Origin of the sequence: Micromonospora sp. WMMD708 (genome assembly GCF_049315245.1) — a bacterium.
GTDB classification, from domain to species: domain Bacteria; phylum Actinomycetota; class Actinomycetes; order Mycobacteriales; family Micromonosporaceae; genus Micromonospora; species Micromonospora wenchangensis.
Map to the genome: position 1 here is coordinate 2,577,310 of NZ_CP186060.1, position 19,921 is coordinate 2,597,230.

The 19,921-nt window shown below is 72.6% G+C and carries 14 protein-coding genes; 8 read left to right on the forward strand and 6 right to left on the reverse strand.

The annotated features are described in order from the left end of the window. Positions 1-20 precede the first annotated feature (20 nt). From ACN260_RS11330 to ACN260_RS11350, 5 genes are all read left to right on the forward strand, one after another. Positions 21-1,277 (forward strand): cytochrome P450, encoded by a 1,257-nt coding sequence (locus ACN260_RS11330; RefSeq protein ID WP_422755920.1) that lies wholly within the window; start codon positions 21-23, stop codon positions 1,275-1,277. A 20-nt stretch (positions 1,278-1,297) separates the two neighbouring features. Beyond that, complete coding sequence (locus ACN260_RS11335) at positions 1,298-3,061, forward strand: condensation domain-containing protein (protein ID WP_422755921.1); 1,764 nt, start codon at positions 1,298-1,300, stop codon at positions 3,059-3,061. 105 nt (positions 3,062-3,166) lie between these two features. Continuing rightward, positions 3,167-4,447, forward strand: coding sequence for a beta-ketoacyl-ACP synthase II (gene fabF, locus ACN260_RS11340; protein ID WP_422755922.1), 1,281 nt, complete (start codon positions 3,167-3,169; stop codon positions 4,445-4,447). Beyond that, positions 4,444-5,529 (forward strand): branched-chain amino acid aminotransferase, encoded by a 1,086-nt coding sequence (locus ACN260_RS11345; RefSeq protein WP_422755923.1) that lies wholly within the window; start codon positions 4,444-4,446, stop codon positions 5,527-5,529. Before fabF ends, ACN260_RS11345 begins: the two co-directional genes overlap by 4 nt. Next, on the forward strand, positions 5,529-7,142 hold the full coding sequence (locus ACN260_RS11350) for a polyketide synthase (RefSeq protein WP_422755924.1): 1,614 nt from the start codon (positions 5,529-5,531) through the stop codon (positions 7,140-7,142). Before ACN260_RS11345 ends, ACN260_RS11350 begins: the two co-directional genes overlap by 1 nt. 37 nt (positions 7,143-7,179) lie before the next feature. On the opposite strand, the gene ACN260_RS11355 is transcribed toward ACN260_RS11350, so the two are convergent. From ACN260_RS11355 to ACN260_RS11380, 6 genes are all read right to left on the reverse strand, one after another. Then, on the reverse strand, positions 7,180-7,644 hold the full coding sequence (locus tag ACN260_RS11355) for a PaaI family thioesterase (RefSeq protein ID WP_422755925.1): 465 nt from the start codon (positions 7,642-7,644) through the stop codon (positions 7,180-7,182). A gap of 133 nt (positions 7,645-7,777) precedes the next feature. Beyond that, positions 7,778-9,304 (reverse strand): family 43 glycosylhydrolase, encoded by a 1,527-nt coding sequence (locus ACN260_RS11360; RefSeq protein WP_422755926.1) that lies wholly within the window; start codon positions 9,302-9,304, stop codon positions 7,778-7,780. A gap of 78 nt (positions 9,305-9,382) precedes the next feature. Continuing rightward, a complete protein-coding gene (locus tag ACN260_RS11365; protein ID WP_422755927.1) occupies positions 9,383-11,416 on the reverse strand; it encodes a family 43 glycosylhydrolase in 2,034 nt (677 codons plus the stop codon). A gap of 87 nt (positions 11,417-11,503) precedes the next feature. Then, positions 11,504-12,631, reverse strand: coding sequence for a cellulose binding domain-containing protein (locus ACN260_RS11370; protein ID WP_422756683.1), 1,128 nt, complete (start codon positions 12,629-12,631; stop codon positions 11,504-11,506). 609 nt (positions 12,632-13,240) lie between these two features. Beyond that, positions 13,241-14,239, reverse strand: a complete 999-nt coding sequence (locus tag ACN260_RS11375; RefSeq protein ID WP_422755928.1) for an acetylxylan esterase — start codon at positions 14,237-14,239, stop codon at positions 13,241-13,243. Positions 14,240-14,254: 15 nt separating this feature from the next. Beyond that, complete coding sequence (locus ACN260_RS11380; protein ID WP_422755929.1) at positions 14,255-15,295, reverse strand: LacI family DNA-binding transcriptional regulator; 1,041 nt, start codon at positions 15,293-15,295, stop codon at positions 14,255-14,257. A gap of 282 nt (positions 15,296-15,577) precedes the next feature. On the opposite strand from ACN260_RS11380, the gene ACN260_RS11385 reads away from it, so the two are divergent. Genes ACN260_RS11385 through ACN260_RS11395 form a run of 3 tightly spaced genes read left to right on the forward strand, consistent with a single transcriptional unit; the run spans position 15,578 to position 19,882 of the window. Beyond that, on the forward strand, positions 15,578-17,962 hold the full coding sequence (locus tag ACN260_RS11385; RefSeq protein WP_422755930.1) for a glycoside hydrolase family 3 N-terminal domain-containing protein: 2,385 nt from the start codon (positions 15,578-15,580) through the stop codon (positions 17,960-17,962). Positions 17,963-17,972: 10 nt separating this feature from the next. Then, positions 17,973-18,941, forward strand: coding sequence for an ABC transporter permease (locus ACN260_RS11390; RefSeq protein WP_422755931.1), 969 nt, complete (start codon positions 17,973-17,975; stop codon positions 18,939-18,941). Next, entirely contained in the window at positions 18,938-19,882 is a 945-nt protein-coding gene (locus ACN260_RS11395; protein ID WP_422755932.1) for a carbohydrate ABC transporter permease, read from the forward strand. Before ACN260_RS11390 ends, ACN260_RS11395 begins: the two co-directional genes overlap by 4 nt. Positions 19,883-19,921: the final 39 nt, after the last annotated feature.

The following is a 19,921-nucleotide window of genomic DNA, read 5'->3' on the forward strand; positions in this document are numbered from 1 at the left end:
CGATTGCGGAGGACATGGCAGTGACCAGCGTGACACAGACCGACGAGTTCGACCCCTTCTCGCCCGAGTCCATGGACGACCCGTACCCCGCCTACGCCGAGCTGCTGCGCGCCGAGGAGCCGCTGTACCTGGCCCAGCGCGACATGTGGCTGGTGATCCGCTACGAGCACGTCCGGCTGGCGGCGAAGAACCACGCCGGCCTGTCCTCGGCCGACGGGATCGCCTACCACCGCTCCACGTTGCCGGTGCTCTTCGGGCTCGACCAGCCGGACCACACCCGGCTGCGCGCCCTGATCCGGCACGACTTCTCCCCGCGCGGGGTGCAGTTCTGGCGGCCGTTCATCGAGCGGGTCTGCGGCGACCTGCTCGACGAGGCGGTCGCCACCGGCGACATCGACCTCGTCCAGCAGGCGATCATCCTGCAACCGGTGAAGGTCATCACCACCATCGTCGGGGTGCCCGACGACAACCTCGCCAAACTCAAGCTCACCGCCGGCGTGCTGGAGAGCTTCATCGCCAACGCGAAGGTCGGCGAGGACGCCCCGGAGGACCCGGACGAGAACGCGCTGCGGTTGCAGGCCGCGAAGGCGGCGCTGTCGTCGGTCGCCGGCCTCTCCGGCTACCTGGGCAACCTGCTCAACCGGCGGCGGGACGAGCCGGCCCGCGACGACGTGGTGTCGAAGCTGTTCGCCGCCGCGGCCACCGGCGGGGTGACCGAGAACGAGATCCTCTGGCTGTGCCTCACCCTGCTGGTCGGCGGGCAGGAGACGATGACCCACTTCCTGGGCAACATGCTCGACGCGCTGCTCCACCACCCCGACCAGCTCCGCCTGGTCCGCGAGCGGCCGGAGCTGATCGGGCCGACGATCGAGGAGACCGCCCGGTTCTACCCGCCGGTGCAGAACGTCTTCCGCACGGCCACGACCGACGTGGTGGTCGGCAACACCACCATCCCGGAGGGTGCCCGGGTGGAGTTGTCCTTCGCCGCCGGCAACCGGGACCCGCGCAAGTTCCCCGACCCCAACGACTACCGGGTCGACCGGGTGACCGACGGTCACCTCGGCTTCGGGGCGGGCATCCACACCTGCGTCGGCGCGCACCTGGCCCGACTGCAGGCCACCACGTTCCTGCGGATGCTGCTCGACCGCACCGACGACATCGAACTCATCGGTGAGCTGGTCAAGGTCGCCAGCCCGGCGTTCCGGGGGCTCGACCACCTGCCGCTGCGGCTGACGCCGAAATCGCGCCGCCCGGTCGCGCCGGCTGCGCGGGCGTAGTGGGCACCGGGGAGGGCGGGATGGGCGAGAGCAGCGCCGGCGCGTTCAGCCTGACGTTCACCGGCCAGGGGGCCGGCACCGGGCCGCTGACCTGGGCGCAGAGCGTCATGTGGGGGCCGATGCAGTGGTTCGGCAAGGAGGCGAACCAGTTCAACATCTCCCGGGCCCTGGTGCTGCCCGAACCGGTCGCCCCGGACCGGCTGACCGCCGTCCTGCGGCACCTGGTCGAGACGCACCAGACCCTGCGGACCCGGTACGTGCAGCGGGCCGACGGGCCGCGCCAGGAGGTCGCCGCCACCGGGACGTACGACGTGGTGGTGGTCGACGACCAGGGTGACCCGGCCCGGGTCGGTGGGGAGTTGGTCGCCACGCTGACCGAGGCGGCGTTCGACCACGAGGCGCAGTGGCCGCTGCGGGTCGGCTGCGCCCGGGACCGGGCCGGCCGGATCAGCGCCGTCGCCCTCGTCGGCTCCCACCTGGCGTTCGACGGCTGGGCCTTCACCACCCTCACCGACGTGCTGCTCGACCGGCTCACCGGGGCGGCCCCGGCCGCCGGTCCGGCCCCCGACGCCCCGTCCCCGGCCGTCGCGCCGTCGGCCGACCGGGTGCCGCAGCCGTTGGCGCAGGCCGCCTTCCAGCAGTCGGCGGCCGGCCAGCAGACCAGCCGGGCGGGGCTGCGGCACTGGGAGCAGGGGCTGTCGGCCGCGCCGGCGTCCATGTTCGACCTGCCGGCCGCGCCGACCGGCGACCAGCCCATCGAACGGCACCTGCTGGACTCCACGGCGGTCACCGCGGCGGCGACCGCGCTGGCCACCCGGACCCGCACCTCGTTCTCGACCGTGCTGCTCGGCCTGACCACCCTGATCCTGACCGCCTACAACGGGCACCGCACCGCCGTGTTCAAGCTGATCGCCGGCAACCGGCTGGACCGGGACAGCCGCGACCTGATCGCCCTGAACACCCTGGACGCCCTGCTGGTCCACCGGGTCGACGACGACGTCGACCTGCTCACCGCGATCCGCAACCTGCACCGGCCGGCGTTCGACGCGTACCGGCGGGCGCAGTGCGACCCGGCCGAGGTGCGCCGGGTGGTCGAGCGGGTCGGCCGGCGGCGCGGGGTGGCGTTCGACCTGTCCGCCTACTTCAACAACGGCCACCGGGGCAGCGACTGGGCCACGCCCGACCCGGACCCGGGGCCGGACCGGCTCGCCGTGCTACGCCGGGACTCCCGCTACTCCCGGCTGGAGCCGCTGTCCAAGAGCGACATGAGGTTCTACGTCGCCGCCAGCAACCTGGGCGACGGCCGCTGCCGGCTCGGCCTGCTGGTCGACACGGCGTACCTGCCGGGTGCGCTCGGCGAGACCGTGATCCGGGGGATCGAGACGTTGCTGTGCGCGGCGGTCACCGAACAGGTGCGGGTCGCCGAGATCGCCGGGCGGATCGGCCTGACCCCGGCCCGCCGGGGGACCGACTGGGTGTCCACCCCGGCCGGCTGGGTCCGCCCGCAGGCGGTGGCGGACCTGGTCGGCGAGGTGGCCGGGGGTGCCCCCGCGGCGGCCCTCGTCGACCCCGCGGGCGACGGCGGGGTGACGGTGTACGTGGCCGCCCCCGAGGGCTCGCCGCGGGAACTGCACCGGCGGGTTCTCGACGCGCTGCCCGGCCGGACCGGGGTGGCCGCACCGGCCGGGTACGTGATCTGCCGGTCCGCGCCGCCCGCCGGGGCCGCACCGGACGCCTGGCGGGACGCGCCGGTGCTCGCCCGGGGATCGGGGCGCGATGCGTAGGGCGGTGGGCGGGTCACCGGATGCCGTGGACGGATGCCGGGCGTCGATGGTGACTGATAGTGTTCTATCGGTCGTTCGGTGGCGGGAGAACGGAGCCGGGGCGCGATGCTGGGGGGCGACGGCGAGATGATGACCGACGACGTCGTCATCACCGGGATCGGCGCCGTCACGCCACTCGGTCTCGACCGCGACAGCACCTGGCAGGCCCTGCTCGCCGGCAAGTCGGGCGTCGGCCCGGTCACCGCCTTCGACGCCGCCGCGCTGCCCACCCGGATCGCCGCCGAGGTGCGCGGCTTCACCCCGGCCGAGCACTTCACCGGCAAGCAACTGCGGCGGATGGCCCGGTTCAGCCAGTTCGCGGTGGTCGCCTCGCGCGAGGCGGTGGCCGACGCCGGGCTCACCGTCGATGCCGGCAACGCCGCCCGGGTCGGCGTGGTGGTCAACGCCGCGGTCGCCGGCTTCGACACCGTCGAGGCCACCGTACGCGGGCTGCTAGCCCCCGACCCGACCGCGCCCCTGTCGCACTTCGTGCCGTCGTCGCTGACCAACATGCCGGCGTGCGAGGTGGCCATCGAGGTGGGTGCGCACGGGCCGGTCAACGCCAGCGCGCTGGCCTGCGCCAGTGGCGCGTACGCGCTGCTCGACGCCCGCCGGTTGATCCTGTCCGGGGAGGCCGACGTGGTCATCTGCGGCGGCACCGACGCGGCGATCACCCCGGCCATGTTCGCCGGCCTGGTGAGCATGGGGGCGATGTCCCAGCGCAACGACGACCCGACCGGCGCGAGCCGGCCCTTCGCCGCCGACCGGGACGGCTTCGTCTTCGGCGAGGGGGCGGTGATCCTGGTGCTGGAGTCCGCCGCGCACGCCCGTCGCCGGGGTGCCACCCCGTACGCGACGGTCGCCGGGGGCGCGCTGACCAGCGACGCCTTCCACGTCAGCGCCCCCCGCCCCGGCGGGGTGTTCGCCGCCGAGGCGATCCGGCAGGCGCTCGACCGGTCCGGGGTCCGCCCCGGGGAGGTCGACTACATCTGCGCCCACGGCACCTCGACGAAGGCCAACGACCTGACCGAGACGGTCGCCATCCGGGCGGCCCTCGGGGCGGCGGCCGACCGGGTCGCCGTCAGCGCGCCCAAGTCGATGCTCGGGCACCTGATCGGCGCGGCGGGTGCCCTCGGCGCGATGGTGTGCGCCCTGGCGATCCGCGAGGGCGTCGTCCCGCCGACGGTCAACCTGCACCAGCCCGATCCGGAATGCGACCTGGACTACGTGCCCCACCAGGCCCGGGAGACGCCGGTGCGGGCGGCTCTCACCAACGCCTTCGGCTTCGGCGGGCAGAACTGCGTCGTCGTGTTCACCGATACCCCGTCGCGAGGAGAGTCCGGATGACCGCGCAGTTCCCGCTGATCCCCACCGACCACCCGACCCCGCCGCAGACCCGGGAGGAGATTCTCGCCGACCCGGGTTTCGGCCGCTACTTCACCGACCACATGGCCACCGCGGTGTGGTCGGCCGACGCCGGCTGGCACGACCACCGGGTGGCCGCGCTGGAGCCGTTCACCATGCACCCCGGCGCGGCGGTCCTGCACTACGCGCAGGAGATCCTCGAAGGGCTCAAGGCGTTCCGCCACGCCGACGGCAGCATCTGGCTGTTCCGCCCGGAACTCAACGCACGTCGGTTCGCCGCGTCGGCCCGCCGGATGGTCCTGCCGGAGCTGGACGAGGAGACCTTCGTCGAGAGCGTCGCCGCGCTGGTCCGCGCCGACGAGGCGTGGGTTCCGCCGTACGGCGGTGAGCAGAGCCTCTACCTGCGTCCGTTCATGTTCGCCTCGGAGGCGTTCCTCGGGGTGCGTCCCGCCCAGCACGTCACCTACTGCGTGCTGGCCTGCCCGGCCGGGTCGTACTTCCCCAACGGGGTCACCGGCGTCACGCTCTGGGTCAGCACCACCTACAGCCGGGCCTCGATCGGTGGCACCGGCGCGGCCAAGTGCGGCGGCAACTACGCGGCCAGCCTCGCCCCGCAGCGGGAGGCCCTCGGCCACGGCTGCGAGCAGGTGCTCTACCTGGGCGGCGAGGGGCGGCGCAGCATCGACGAGTCGGGCACCATGAACGTCTTCTTCGTCACCCGCGACCACCAGCTGCTCACCCCCGGCCTGGGCACCATCCTCGACGGGGTGACCCGCGACAGTGTGCTGACCCTCGCCGCCGAGCACGGGCTGGAGCCGGTGCAGCGCACCATCGACCTGGACGAGATGCGCGCCGGGTTCGCCGACGGGTCGATGACCGAGGCGTTCGCGGCCGGTACGGCGGCGGTGATCACTCCGATCGTCGGGCTCAAGAGCGACGAGTTCGCCCTCACCATCGGTGACGGGACGCCGGGCAAGTACACCCAGCAGTTCCGGGAGCGGCTGCTCGACATCCAGACCGGCCGGGCCGCCGACCCCCACGGCTGGATGCGCCGGGTGCTGTAGTGCCCACCCCGATCGCGGTCGTCGGGATGGCGGTCCGCGCGCCCGGCGGGGTGTCGAGCCCCGACGCGTACTGGTCGGCGCTGCTGGCCGGCCGGGACCTTACCGGCGAGCTGCCCGACGACCGCCGGGCCGGGTTCGGCACGCAGTGGGACGGCATGGTCACCCGCGGCGGCTACCTCGACGCGGTGTTCGACTTCGACGCGAAGTTCTTCGGCATCTCGCCCCGGGAGGCCCGGGTCCTCGACCCGCAGCACCGGCTGCTGCTCGAGGTGGTCTGGGAGGCGTTCGAGGACGCCGCGATCCCGGTCGCCACCGTGGCCGCCGGCACCGGGGTCTTCGTCGGGGTGACCGGCCGGGACTACCGGCAGTGGCTGACCGGGGACCCGAACTCGTACTGGACGATCGGCAACGGGCACAGCTTCACCGCCGGGCGGGTCGCGTACACCCTGGGGTTGCAGGGGCCGGTGTTCGCGCTGGACACGGCCTGCTCGTCGTCGCTGGTGGCGGTGCACACGGCGGCGCGGGCGCTGGCGACGGGTGACTGTGACGCGGCGGTCGCCGGCGGGGTCAACCTGATCCTCGCCCCGAGCACCACCCGGTCGGTGGCGCAGACCGGGGCGTTGTCACCGGACGGCCGCTCGCGTCCGTTCGACGCCGACGCCAACGGGTTCGTCCGGGGTGAGGGCTGCGCGATGCTGCTGCTCAAGCGGCTGGCCGACGCGCAGCGCGACGGCGACCGGGTGCTCGCGGTGCTGCGCGGCACCGGGATCAACCACGACGGCCGGACGGCGACGTTCACCACGCCGAACGTGGCGGCGCAGGCCGGCCTGATCGACGCGGTGCTGGCCGCCGCCGGGATCACCCCCGGCGAGGTCGGCTACCACGAGGCGCACGGCACCGGGACCCCGCTGGGTGACCCGGCCGAGATGTCGGCGGTCGCGGCGGCGCTGGGCCGGGCCGAGGGGCCGCCGCTGCACGTGGGTTCGGTGAAGGGCAACATCGGCCACACCGAGTCCGCCGCCGGGGTGCTCGGGCTGGTGAAGGCGGTGCTGTGTCTGCAGCGGCGCACCATCGCCCCGCAGGCCAACTTCCGCACCCTGAACCCGCGCATCGACCTCACCGGCACCGGCATCGAGATCCCGGTCTCCCCGGTCGCCTGGGACGACCGGTTCGGGGCCTGCGCGTCGACCAGCTCGTACGGGATGAGCGGCACGAACGCCTTCGCGGTGCTGTCGCCCGCCCCGCCGGTGCCGCCGGCCGTGCCGCCACCGGTGGACGGGTTCCCGGTGTCGGCGGCCACCGGGCCGGCGCTCGCCGCGTTGGCCCGTCGCTACGCCGACCGGTTGACCGGGTTACCGGCGGCGGAGTATCCGGCGTTCGCCGGCACCGCCGCCGGGGGGCGGACCCGGCTGGCGCACGCGGTGTGGGTTCGCGCCTGCGGCCCGGTGCAGGCGGCCGAGGCGCTGAGAGCGGTGGCCGCCGGCACGGACCACCCCGACGTGCGGGTGCTCGGCGCGGATGATCCGGTGCCGACGCCGAAGGGCCGGGTGGTGGCCCCGCTGCCGACCTACCCGTGGCAGCGGCGCACCCACGTGGTGGAACGCCCGGACTGAGCGGCTCGGTGCCCCGGCCGCCGGATGAACCGGTGGGTCAGCTACCGGCCCGGACGGCCTGCCCGGTGCGCAGGGCCGCCCGGGTGGCCCGCGACGGCAGCGCGAAGTGCAGGGTGGACGCGGCCACCAGGGTGCCCCGGCGGTCGCTGGCGTGGGCCTGCACCACCGCCGACCGGCTGGCCAGCTTGATCACCTCGGCGGTGACCCGCAGCTCGCCGGGCTCGGCGGGTTCGAGGAAGCTGATGCTGCTGTGCGCCAGCACCATCGCCGGAGTCGGGCCGATCAGCACGGTGACCGCGACAAAGCCGGTCAGGTCCATCGCCCAGAACATCGCCGGCCCGGAGATCGTGCCGTCGAGGCGGAGTTCGAGGCAGTCGGGGCCGGTCACCGAGACCACCCGGTCGTCGTCGACCGCCTCCAGGCGCAGGCGCTCGGCGCCGGAGATGACCTCGGCGAGCCAGGCCCGCGCCTCATCGACCGACATCACAGCTCGGCTAGGCATGGACGCCACTATAGGCGAAGACCGGGTAGCGCTCCGTCCCCGAACGGTCACCCGCGCCGGGCCGGCCCGGCGGTCCGTCCACCCCGGACGTTCCCGCCGGGCCGCCCGGATCGGACGGCCCGGCGGGTGGCGGTCACTCCAGTACGAACGTGGCCTCGGCGTTACCGGTGGCGTCGGTGACGGTCCGCAGGTAGAGCAGCCCGTTGCTGTGCCGCAGGTACTGGCCGGGGTAGTTGACCGCCTCGAACGACACCCCGGCGGCGTTGGACAGGCCGGGCCGCTGCACGAAGCTGGCGTCGGCGCGGTACGTCGACGACGTGTCGTCCCGCTCGACCCACACCTCCCAGTTGCGGTGCCGCAGGTGGTAGCCCGGGAAGTTGGTGGACTCCAGGGAGACCGTGCCCCCGCCGGCCAGGCCGGGCACCAGGCGGAACTGCGAGTCGGCGAGGTTGGTCACGTTCGCCTCCAGCCGGGCCCGGTACTCCCAGTGCCTGACGAACCGGTCGGGCAGGTTGTCCGACCGCAGCCGGACCGGGGTGGCCCCGTCGGGCACCGGGATGCCGAAGTTCGGGGTGCCGTCGGCGTTCCAGTAGACCTTCTGGATGCGGGTGCGCCGGTTGGGGTCGCGCAGCGGGTCACCGCTGATGTCCCGGTAGTTGCGGTCGTGGTAGACGAGGATGTCGCTCTGCCCGTCTTCCGAAACGGTGAACGAGTTGTGCCCCGGCCCCCACTGGCCGGTCGCGGCGTTGCTGGTGAAGACCGGCTGCGGCGACTTCACCCAGGACGAGGCCCGGAGCAGGTCGCTGCCCGCCGGGGCGGTCAGCATCCCGAGACAGTAGTTGGCGTCGGTCGCGCTCGCCGAGTAGGTCAGGAAGATCCGGCCGTTGCGTTGCAGCACGGTCGGTCCCTCGTTGACCTTCACCCCGCCGCGCATCTCCCAGTCCAGGGTGGGCACGGCGATCCGGGTGGGGGAGCCGCTGAGCGTCCACGGGTTGGCCATCCGGGCGATGTAGAGGTTGGAGTTCGTGGCGATGCCCGGCTCGGCCTGCGCCCAGATCAGGTAGCGCACCCCGTTGGTGACGAACGTCGACGCGTCCAGCGCGAAGGTCTCCCAGGGGGTGCGGATCTGCCCCTTCTCGGCCCAGCTCGCGGTCAGCGGGTTCGCCCCGGTGCCCTCCAGGACGTACATCCGGATCGCCCAGACGTTGTCGGTGGCACCGGCGGCGAAGTAGACGTACCAGCGGCCGTCGATGAAGTGGATCTCCGGGGCCCAGATGTGCGCGCCCATGATCCCGCTGGTGTGCCGCCGCCAGATGACGGTCTCCGGGGCGGTGGACAGGCCCTGGAGGGTGGTGGCCCGGCGCAGCACGATCCGGTCGTACTCGGGGGCGGTGGCGGTCATGTAGTAGTAGCCGTCGGTGTGCCGCACGATGTGCGGGTCGGCGCGCTGCGCGACCAGCGGGTTGGTGGCCCGCACGGCGGGGGCCGCCCCGGCCGGGGCGGCGGCGGTCAACAGGCCGGCCAGCAGGGCCAGTACGAGCAGCGCCGCCGTCCGGGTCCGGCCGTGACGGCGGCCGGGCGGCGGGCCGGTGCGGGATGTGGCGGCGCGGGGTGTGGTGGCGGGCGGGACGGCCGACCGGGGGTGGGGTGAGGCGGACAATGCGGTGCTCCTGTCGGGGGTGGGGATACGCCTCGCCGGCCGACCACGGGGGTGGTCGGCCGGCGAGGGGACGGGGTCCTACGACTTGGCCAGGTCGAACTTCCGGACGGTCACCGCGCCACCGAGGGAGCTGGTGGCGTAGTTGAACATGGCGAACCGGTAGCCCATGAAGAACTGCCAGGCGTTGTTGAGGGTGAACGCGGGGCCGAGCGAGGTGAAGTTCACCCCGTCGGTGCTGTACGAGAAGCGGGCCTGTCGACCCGAGCCGGGACTGATGTCGGCGTTGATCCGCAGCCAGATCTTTCCGCCGGAGATGCCGGCGCCGGCGACCTCGGTGCCGGTGCTGGTGGTGTTCCAGTTGCTGTCCATGGTCAGGTTGTTGACCACGGCGACCCGGGTCGCGCCGTTGTCCCGCCGTACGCCGATCCAGGCCGACTGGTCGCGCAGCATCGCCAGGCCGCTGCGGTCACCGTCGCGCATGGTGGAGTAGTCGAGTTCGATGGTGGCGGTGGACCGGGGGCCCTGGATGCGGTGGGTCAGCGTGTTGCGCGCGGAGTAGAGGTCGTTGGTCACGGTCGCGGTCTGTAGCCGCAGCCCGTCGTTGACCGACCACTTCGAGTTGTCCGGGTTGTGGTTCCACTCGTACTGCGGGCCGAGGGTGGTGCCGGCGAACGTGTCGGTGCCGATCATGGGTTTGACCTGGCGTGGCGGCCGGGGCACGTTCGGGTACGGGTACGAGCCGCCCCAGGCGTTGTTGACCAGTTGCAGGACGGGCCAGCCGCTGGAGTTCCAGGTGACCGGGGCGAGCACCGGCACCCGGCCGCCGGGGTAGGCGTCCACGAACCCCATGTAGTACCAGTCACCGTTCTGCGTCTGCACCATGCCGCCCTGGTGCGGCACCCCGCCGCCGGCGATCGGCCCGGGCAGGTTCAGCAGCACCTGCTGCATGGTGTACGGCCCCCACGGGTTGGACGCCTTCAGGATGTACTGCCCGTTGGCCGGCCGGGTGAGGAAGATGTAGTAGCTGCCGTTGCGCTTGTAGAACCGCGCGCCCTCCAGGGTGCCCACGTTCGACGGGGTGGTGAACACCTGCTGCGAGCGGACCTGGGTCTTCCCGTCGGCGGAGAGCTGGGCGACGCTGATGTTCGTGTTGCCGTACGCGACGTACATCGTGTCGTTGTCGTCGACCAGCAGACCCGCGTCGTAGTAGCAGCTGTTGAGGGTGGTGTGCCGGGTCCACGGCCCCTCGGCCGACGGCGCGGTGTAGATGTAGGTCTTGCTGAAGTCGACGCAACCGCCCCAGTAGAACGTCTTGTTGCTCTTGCGGTAGCCCAGGAACGACGCCCAGATCCCGTCGACGTACGCCCGGCCGCCGGACATGTCGTACTTCTGGCCGAAGTCCAGCTTGGGCACCGAGTGGCCGGCGAACTCCCAGTTGACCATGTCGTAGGAGCGCAGCACGGGGGCGCCGGGGGAGTAGTGCATGGTCGACGCCGAGTAGTAGTAGGTGTCGTCGACCCGCAGGATGTCGATGTCGGCGAAGTCCTGCCAGAGCACCGGGTTGCTGAAGGTGGACGACGGCGGCCACTGGCCCGGCGGGGGCGTCGTGGGCGGCGGGGTGGTCGGCGGGGGTGTGGTCGGTGGCGGTGTGGTCGGCGGGGGCGTGGTGGGCGGCGGGGTGGTGGGCGGCGGCGTGGTGGTGCCGCCGGTGCAGGTGGTGCCGTTGAGGGTGAAGCTCGTCGGCTTCGGGTTGCTGCCGTTCCACGAGCCGTTGAAGCCGAACGACACGCTGGCGCCGGTGCCGATCGTGGCGTTGTAGCTGACGTTGCGGGCGGTGACCTGCGCGCCGGACTGGGTGACGGTGGCGTTCCACGCCTGGGTGACCTGCTGCCCGGCCCCGTACGACCAGGTCAGGGTCCAACCGTCGATCGGGTCGCCGAGGTTGGTGACGGCGACGTTCGCGCCGAAGCCGCCGCCCCACTCGGACGAGACGGTGTAGTCGACCGCACAGCCGGCCGCCGCGGCCTGGGCCGGTAGGGCGACCGCCGTGGCGGCGGCGATCAGGCCGGCGGCCAGGAGCACCCGGCCCGGTCCTGTTCTGGTGAGTCGCATTCGCTACTCCTACTGGGGGTGGTGGGAGTCGGTGGTGGGAAGACGTCCGGCACCGGTGCGCACGCACACCGGTGCCGGACGGGTGGATCAGGCGACCGAGCAGGCGGTGCCGTTGAGGGTGAACGCGGTCGGCTTGCCCGCGTTGCCGGTGTGTTCGGCCTGGAAGCCGACGTCGACCGAGGTGTTCGGCGCGATCGTGCCGTTGTAGGAGACGTTGCGGGCGGTGACCGCCCCGCTGGTCGGCGTGTAGGTGGCGTTCCAGCTGCCGGTGATGGTCTGCCCGCCGGGCAGGGTGAACGCCAGCGCCCAGCCGTTGACCGCCGTGCTGCTGGTGTTGGTGATGCTGATCGAGGCGGTCAGGCCGGAGTTCCAGGCGTTGACCGTGTACGCGACCCGGCAGCCCGCCGACGGCGGGGGCGTGGTGGGCGGGGGCGTGGTCGGTGGTGGGGTGGTCGGCGGGGGCGTGGTGGGCGGTGGGGTGGTCGGCGGCGGGGTGGTCGGCGGGGTGGTCGGCGTGTTGCCGCCGAGGCTGCCGGGCACCGCCCGCAGGGCGTTGTACCAGGTGGTGGCCATCTTGCGGTAGCCGGTGGCGTTGGGGTGGATGCCGTCGGCCAGGTCGCCCGTGCCCACCGCGCTGAACATGTCCACCAGGTGCACCCGCTTGCCGGCGTTGACCTTGCTCTGCACGATCCCGGGGATCGCCGCGTTGAAGGTGCGGACGGCCGACTCGGTGCCGTTGCGCGGGATGATCGTGGCGACGAAGACATCCGCGTTCGGCGCGGTGTTGGTGATCTTGTCGATCAGGGTGGAGAGCCGGCTCGGCGCACCGGAGGCGTTGTACATGTCGTTGGTGCCGATGTGCAGCAGCACCGTACGCGGGGTCGTGTTGCGCAGCCAGTTCACCACGTTGGCGTCGATCTGGGCGATGGTCCAGCCGGAGTGGCCCTCGTGGTCGTGGTCGCCGAGGTTGGACGGACCGTTGAACATCGAGCCGACGAAGTCGACCCGGTAGCCGTCGGCGACCATCCGCTGCCACAGCTCGATGCGGTAGCCGCCGGGGACGTTGAAGCCGTCGGTGATCGAGTCGCCGAGGGGCATCACCCGTACCCCGCCGTTGGATTCGGCGTTGGCGGGTGCGGTCACCACCGACCCGGTGGCGACGGCGGCCACCAGCGCGGCGGTGGCCAGGCCCAGCAGGCGCAGGCCGCGCCGCATGGTGGGCAACCGTCGGCCGCTGCGTGCCCTACGGGCGGGGTGCGGGTGGTCGGACGGGGGTGGCCCGGCGTTCGGGCAGCTCGTGCCGCTCATGGAAACTCCCTGGGGTGGCGTGCGGAGCGCGGTGCGGACGTGCAGCACGGCGACCGTTGCGGGATGTCGCCGTCTCGTCCGGCTCGTGGACAAGGGGGTGTGCCGGCACGGGCCCGGACGTCGCCCGCGCGCACGGACCGACCGCCGGGTGCCCGGCGGATTGCCCTGGAGTTGACGGGCGGAGGTGCGCCACGCGCGTCGACCGGGAACCCGGACCGCGTCACCGGCGGTGGACGCCGTGTGTGCCGGTGGCCACCGACCCCGCAGGTGGAGGAACCCGGCGGGTGGACGAACCGGTGACCACGGCCGGAGCGTGCCCTGCGCTCCCGCCGCGATGCACCATATCGTGTTATCGCTAACATCGGCAACAGATCGGTGCGCGACGATGCCCGGGTGAACTACCGGCCGGTTTCCCGACGACGCCGGATGGCGTGGACCGCCCTGACGCCGGGCGGCGTCCCGTCCGCCGGTCGGGCCGGTTTCCCCACCCGCGCGGCGTCGGTCACCGCCCGACGGTCACCGCGTCGGGTGGCCGGTGGCCGGGCGCAGCAGCGGGTCGAGCCAGCGCAGTTGCCGCTCGACCTGCCACGCCTCGCCGCCCTCGTGGCCGTTGAACGGGTAGGTGTGCAGCTCCCGGGGTGGTGTCCCCTCCCGGCCGTTCGCCGCGCCGTACTGGTTGTAGGCGGCGAAGCCGGTGCTCGGCGGGCAGACGTTGTCGCGCAGGCCGATGCCGAAGTGCGCGGGCGCGGTGGCCCGCCGGGCGAAGGTCACCCCGTCGACATAGGACAGGGTGTGCCGGACGGCGTCCTCGACCTGCCGGTGCACCGCCAGGTACCTGGCGATCTCGCCGTACGGGGCGGCGTCGGTCAGCTCGATCCCCCGCTGCACGTCACACAGGAACGGCGCGGTGCTCAGCAGCGCCGCGAGGTCGTCACGCAGACCGGCGACGGCCAGGGCGAGACCGCCGCCCTGACTGTTGCCGACGGCGGCCACCCGGCCCGGGTCCACCCCGGGCAGCGCGCGGACGGCGTCGACCGCGCGGACCGCGTCGGTGATCAGCCGGCGGTAGTGGTAGTCGTGCGGGGCGAGGATGCCCCAGGTGGCGGGCCAGGGGCCGCCGGGTGCGCCGTGCGGGTCGGGGGTGTCGCCCGCGCCGTGCAGCCCGGACTGGCCCCGGTTGTCCATGAGCAGGTGCGCGTACCCGGCCACCGGCCAGGTCAGCCGCTCGTGCGGCAGGCCCCGGCCGCGCCCGTAGCCGGCGTACTCGACCACGGCGGGCAGTGCGGTCCCGACCCCGGCCGGGCGGGTGTACCAGGCCCGCACCGGGTCACCGGCGAACCCGGCGAAGGTGACGTCCCAGGTGTCGACCAGCCGCAGGTCGGTCCGGTGGGGGCGGACGTCGACCAGCACCGGGCGCGCACGCGCCGCGTCGAGCGTGTCCCGCCAGAACCGGTCGAAGTCGGCCGGTTCGACGACGGTGGGCGTGTACCGTCGCAGGTCCTCAATGGATGCCATGGGTTCCTCGGATGCTCAGGGACGGGTGGTGGCGGGTGGGGCGGTGCTTTCCCGGACGACCAGCTCGGTCACCAGGTCGATCCGGCTGGTCGCCACCGTCGCGCCCCGGGCCAGCTCCAGCAGCATCTGGGTGGCGGTGCCGGCCATGTCCCGCAGGGGCTGGTGCACGGTGGTCAGCGGCGGGTCGGTCCAGCCGGCGACCGGCAGGTCGTCGTACCCGATCACCGAGAGGTCGTCGGGGACCCGCAGGCCGAGCCGGCGGGCGGCCCGGAGCACGCCGATGGCCTGCAGGTCCGAGCCGGCGAAGATCGCGGTCGGCCGGTCGGGGCCGGTGAGCAGCTCCAGGCCGTGATCGTGCCCGCCGTCGACGTAGAAGCTGCCGTAGCGCACCAGGTCGGCGTCCAGGGGCAGGCCGATCTCGTCGTGGGCGGAGCGGAAGCCGGCGGCGCGGGCCTGGCTGCACAGCACGTCACGGGGCCCGGAGATGACGGCGATCCGGCGGTGCCCCAGCTCCAGCAGGTGCCGGGTGGCCAGCAGGCCGCCGTTCCAGTTGTTGGAGCCGACCGTCGGCACCGACGCCGAGGTGGCGCTGTCGGTGTCGAGGACCACGAACGGGATGCGGTGTTCGGCCAGCATGAGCTGCTGCGGCGGGGTCGGGTGGCAGAGCACGAAGAGCAGGCCCAGTGGACGCCGGGCGACCAGGGCGTCCAGCCGGCGGGGTGCGGGCCGGTGCTCCCCGTCGAGCTGGGAGATGGCGATGCCGAGCCCGGCGGCGGAGGCCACCGCCTCGACCCCGCTCATGATCTCCATCGCCCAGCCGGAGTTGAACTCGTGGAAGACCAGGTCGATCTGGTCGATCCCGGGCGACTGCCGGCGGATGCGGCGGCGGTACCGGTGGCGCTCCAGGCTCTCCTCGACCCGCGCCCGGGTCTCGGCGGCGACGTCGGCCCGCCCGTTGAGCACCTTCGAGACGGTCGCCACCGAAACGCCGACCTCCTCGGCGATGGTGGCGATCGTGGCCGAGGCCTGTGGGATGAGCGGGCGGGACGCGGTCATCGAAGCCTCACCAGGCACGTCCGAAAGTTTCGGAGAACTCTAGCACGTCCGGTTCGAAACCGGGATTCGACAACGCGGGTAGATTTTGACGGGGGTGAATGTACCTTCCGGGAAATACGCGGCCACATATCCCAATTGAGGCCCTTGACATGCGCCGGCAATGCCTCCTAAGTTGCCCGAAAAAGGTAACGCGCTGTTTACGAAATTTTCGAACCCCCCGCCGCCGCGTCGTGCCCGTCCGGCGGGCGCGGACGGGGGAGCGTCGAAGGTGAGAGGTGTGGCATGAGAAGTCAGGTGCCCGTCGACGACGGCCCGGCACCCCGCGGAACCCAACCGTGGCGGGACCCCCGGCGCTCACCCGCGCAACGGGCCGACGCACTGGTGCCGCTCATGTCGCTGGAGGAGAAGATCGCCCAACTCGTCGGCGTCTGGGTCGGCGCGGAAGCCTCCGGCGAGGGGGTCGCCCCGCACCAGGCCGACATGATCGACGGTGCGCCACCGTGGAGCACGATCATCCGGCACGGGCTCGGCCAGCTGACCCGCCCGTTCGGCACCGCACCCGTCGACCCCGTGGTCGGGGCCCGCTCGCTGGCCGCCTCCCAGGCGCAGATCGCCGCCGCGAGCCGGTTCGGTATTCCCGCCCAGGTGCACGAGGAGTGCCTCACCGGCTTCGCCGCCTGGCGGGCCACGGTCTACCCGACCCCGCTGGGCTGGGGCGCCTCCTTCGACCCGGAGCTGGTCGAGGAGATGGCCGGCCGGATCGGCCGCTCGATGCGGGCCGCCGGGGTCCACCAGGGACTCGCCCCGGTGCTCGACGTCACCCGCGACTACCGCTGGGGGCGTACCGAGGAGACCATCGGGGAGGACCCGTACCTCGTCGGGACCACCGGGGCGGCGTACGTGCGGGGCCTGGAACGCGCCGGCATCGTCGCCACCCTCAAGCACTTCGCCGGCTACTCCGTCTCCCGGGGCGGGCGCAACCTAGCCCCGGTGTCGATGGGCCCCCGGGAACTGGCCGACGTCATCCTGCCGCCGTTCGAGATGGCCCTGCGCCTCGGCGGGGCCCGCTCGGTGATGAACTCGTACGCCGAGATCGACGGCCTGCCCGCCGCGGCCGACGAGGGGCTGCTGACCGGGCTGCTGCGCGACGAGTGGGGCTTCACCGGCACCGTCGTCGCCGACTACTTCGCGGTGCGCTTCCTGCAGACCCTGCACGGGGTGGCCGCCGACGCCGCCGACGCCGCCCGGCTCGCCCTGCGCGCCGGCATCGACGTGGAACTGCCCACCGTGGACGCGTTCGGCGAACCGCTGGTGGCGGCCGTGCGGGCCGGTGCCGTCGACGAGGCGCTGATCGACCGGGCGCTGCGCCGGGTGCTGATCCAGAAGATCGAACTCGGGCTGCTCGACGAGGACTGGCAGGAACTGCCCGAGGACGCGGCGAACCTGCGGCTCGACGACGAGACCAGCCGGGACGTCGCCCTGCGGCTGGCCCGCGAGTCGGTGGTGCTGCTGCGCAACGACGGCGTGCTGCCGCTGGCCCCCGGACGGCGGGTCGCCCTGGTCGGTCCCGTCGCCGACGACCCGATGGCCCTGCTCGGTTGCTACTCCTTCCCCAACCACGTCGGGGTCCGCCACCCCGAGCACGGGCTGGGCCTGGAGATCCCCTCGCTGCGCGAGGAACTCACCAGGCTGGTTCCCGGCCTCGTGCACGAGCCGGGGTGCGCGATCACCGGCGACGACACCTCGGGCATCGCGGCGGCGGTCAGCGCCGCGGCGCAGGCCGACGTCTGCGTGCTCGCCGTCGGTGACCGCGCGGGCATGTTCGGCCGGGGCACCTCCGGTGAGGGCTGCGACGCGCCCGACCTGCGACTGCCCGGCGTCCAGGCCGACCTGGTCCGGGCCGTGCTCGACACCGGTACCCCGGTGGTGCTGGTGCTGATGACCGGCCGGCCCTACGCCCTCGGCCCCGACCACGAGGCCGCCGCGGCCGTCGTCCAGGCGTTCTTCCTCGGCCAGCGCGGCGGGCAGGCGCTCGCCGAGGTGCTCACCGGCGCGGTGAACCCGTCCGGCCGGCTGCCGGTCAGCGTCCCGCGCGACGCCGGGGGCCTGCCCGGCACCTACCTGACCCCGCCGCTGGGCCGCCGCTCCGAGGTGTCCTCGATCGACCCCACCCCGGCGTACCCGTTCGGCCACGGGCTGGGCTACACCACCTTCGCGTGGACCGACCCGGTGGTGTCGGGAGCCGGGGAGACCGGCGGGCCGCCGGCCTGGCCGGTCGACGGCGAGACGACGGTACGGATCACCGTGCGCAACACCGGCGAGCGGCCCGGCACCGAGGTGGTCCAGCTCTACCTGCACGACCCGGTCGCCCAGACCACCCGACCCGTGGTCCGGCTGGTCGGCTACGCCCGGGTGCCGCTGGACCCCGGCACGGCGGCGCACGTCAGCTTCACCGTGCCCGCCGACGTCGCCTCGTTCACCGGGCGTGACGGCCGGCGCATCGTCGAACCCGGCGACGTCGAACTGCGCTTCGGTCGCTCCAGTGGTGACACCGCGGCGACCCTGCCGCTGCGCCTGACCGGTGCGCAGCGGCAGGTCGGCGCGCGACGACACCTGCTCACGGCGGTACGCGTCAAGTCCGCCGGGACCGACCCGCAGGCCGGATAGGAGGCCGAGGATGACATCTGAGACGCTACGGCCGCCGCCACCGGCCGCGGCGAAGCCCGTCCCGGTCCGGCGTCGCCGCAACACCTGGCGGCGGGCCCTGCGCCGGGACTGGCAGCTCTACTCGCTGGCCGTCCTGCCGCTGCTGTTCTTCCTGGTCTTCCGGTACCTGCCGATGATCGGCAACGTGATCGCGTTCCGCCGGTTCAGCCCCGGTGGCAGCGTCTTCGGCGAGTACTGGGTGGGCCTGCGGTACTTCCGGCTGTTCCTGGCCGACCCGACCTTCTGGCAGGTGTTCACCAACACCATGGTGCTGGGCACGCTGACCCTGCTGTTCTGCTTCCCGCTGCCGATCGTGCTGGCGCTGCTGCTCAACGAGGTCCGGGCCCGCCGGCTCAAGCGGTTCGTCCAGTCGGTGTCCTACCTGCCGCACTTCCTGTCCATCGTGATCGTGGCGGCGATGGTGATGCAGCTGTTGTCGATGGACGGCTCGGTCAACCAGTTGATCCGGGGACTCGGCGGGGACGGCGTGGCGTTCCTGCAACAGCCCGGCTGGTTCCGGACGATCTACGTCTCCTCGGAGGTCTGGCAGACCGTCGGCTGGGGGACGATCCTCTACCTGGCGGCGCTCACCACCATCGACGAGAACCTGTACGAGGCGGCCCGGATCGACGGGGCCAGCCGGTGGCGGCAGACCTGGCACGTCACGCTGCCCGGGATCCGGCCGACCATGGTGACCCTGCTGATCCTCAACATCGGCACCTTCATGGCGGTCGGGTTCGAGAAGATCCTGCTGCTGTACAACCCACTGACCTACCCGACCGCCGACGTGATCTCCACGTACCTGTTCCGGCTGGGCTTCGAGTCCAGCAACTTCAGCTACGCCGCCGCGATCGGCCTGTTCGAGGCGGTGATCGGGTTGATCCTGGTGCTGGGCGCCAACACCATCTCCCGCCGTACGGTGGGGACGAGCCTGTGGTGACCGTGGCACCCGGCACGGCCGGCCCGAAGACCCCGGCGGCCCGCCCCGCGTCGCGCCGCCGCCGGGGCATCCGCCCGACCCGGGGCTACCGGGTCTTCCAGGCGGTCAACGCCGTGGTGCTGACCCTCGTGGTGGTCGTGACGCTCTACCCGTTCGTCAACATCGTGGCCCGGTCGCTCAGCGACGAGGCGCCGATCATCGCCGGGAAGGTCAACCTCGTCCCGCAGGGCTTCAACCTCACTTCCTACCGGCTGGTGATGTCCGACCCGATGTTCTGGACGAACTACCGCAACACCGTGGTCTACACCGTCGTCGCCACCGCGATCTCGATCGTGCTGACCACCTGCTACGCGTACGTGTTGTCCAAGCACCAGCTCAAGGGGCGGGGGGTGCTCGTCGGGATCGCCGTGTTCACCATGTTCTTCTCCGGCGGGCTGATCCCCAACTACGTGCTCATCACCAGCCTGGGCATGAAGAACAGCATCTGGGCGGTGGTCCTGCCCAACGCGATCAACGTGTTCAACCTGCTGGTGATGAAGGCGTTCTTCGAGAGCCTGCCGGTGGAGTTGGAGGAGGCCGCCGCCGTCGACGGGCTGAGCACGTACGGCACCCTGCTGCGGATCGTGCTGCCGCTGTCCAAGGCGATCATCGCCACGATGGTGCTGTTCTACGCGGTGTCCTTCTGGAACTCCTGGTTCACCGCGTTCCTCTACCTGGATCGGCAGGACCTGCTCCCGGTCACGGTCTACCTGCGCAACCTCATCGCCGGGGCGACCGGGGCGCAGTCCGCCGGTGGGGTCGCCGAGTCCGACGCGGTGCAGGCGGCGGCCACCATCCAGGCCGTGACCATCGTGCTCACCACCCTGCCGATCCTCGCGGTCTACCCCTTCATCCAGCGGTTCTTCGTGTCCGGCGTGATGCTCGGCGCGGTCAAGGGGTAGCCCGGCCGACCGCTGCACCCACTGCACCCCACACCCCAC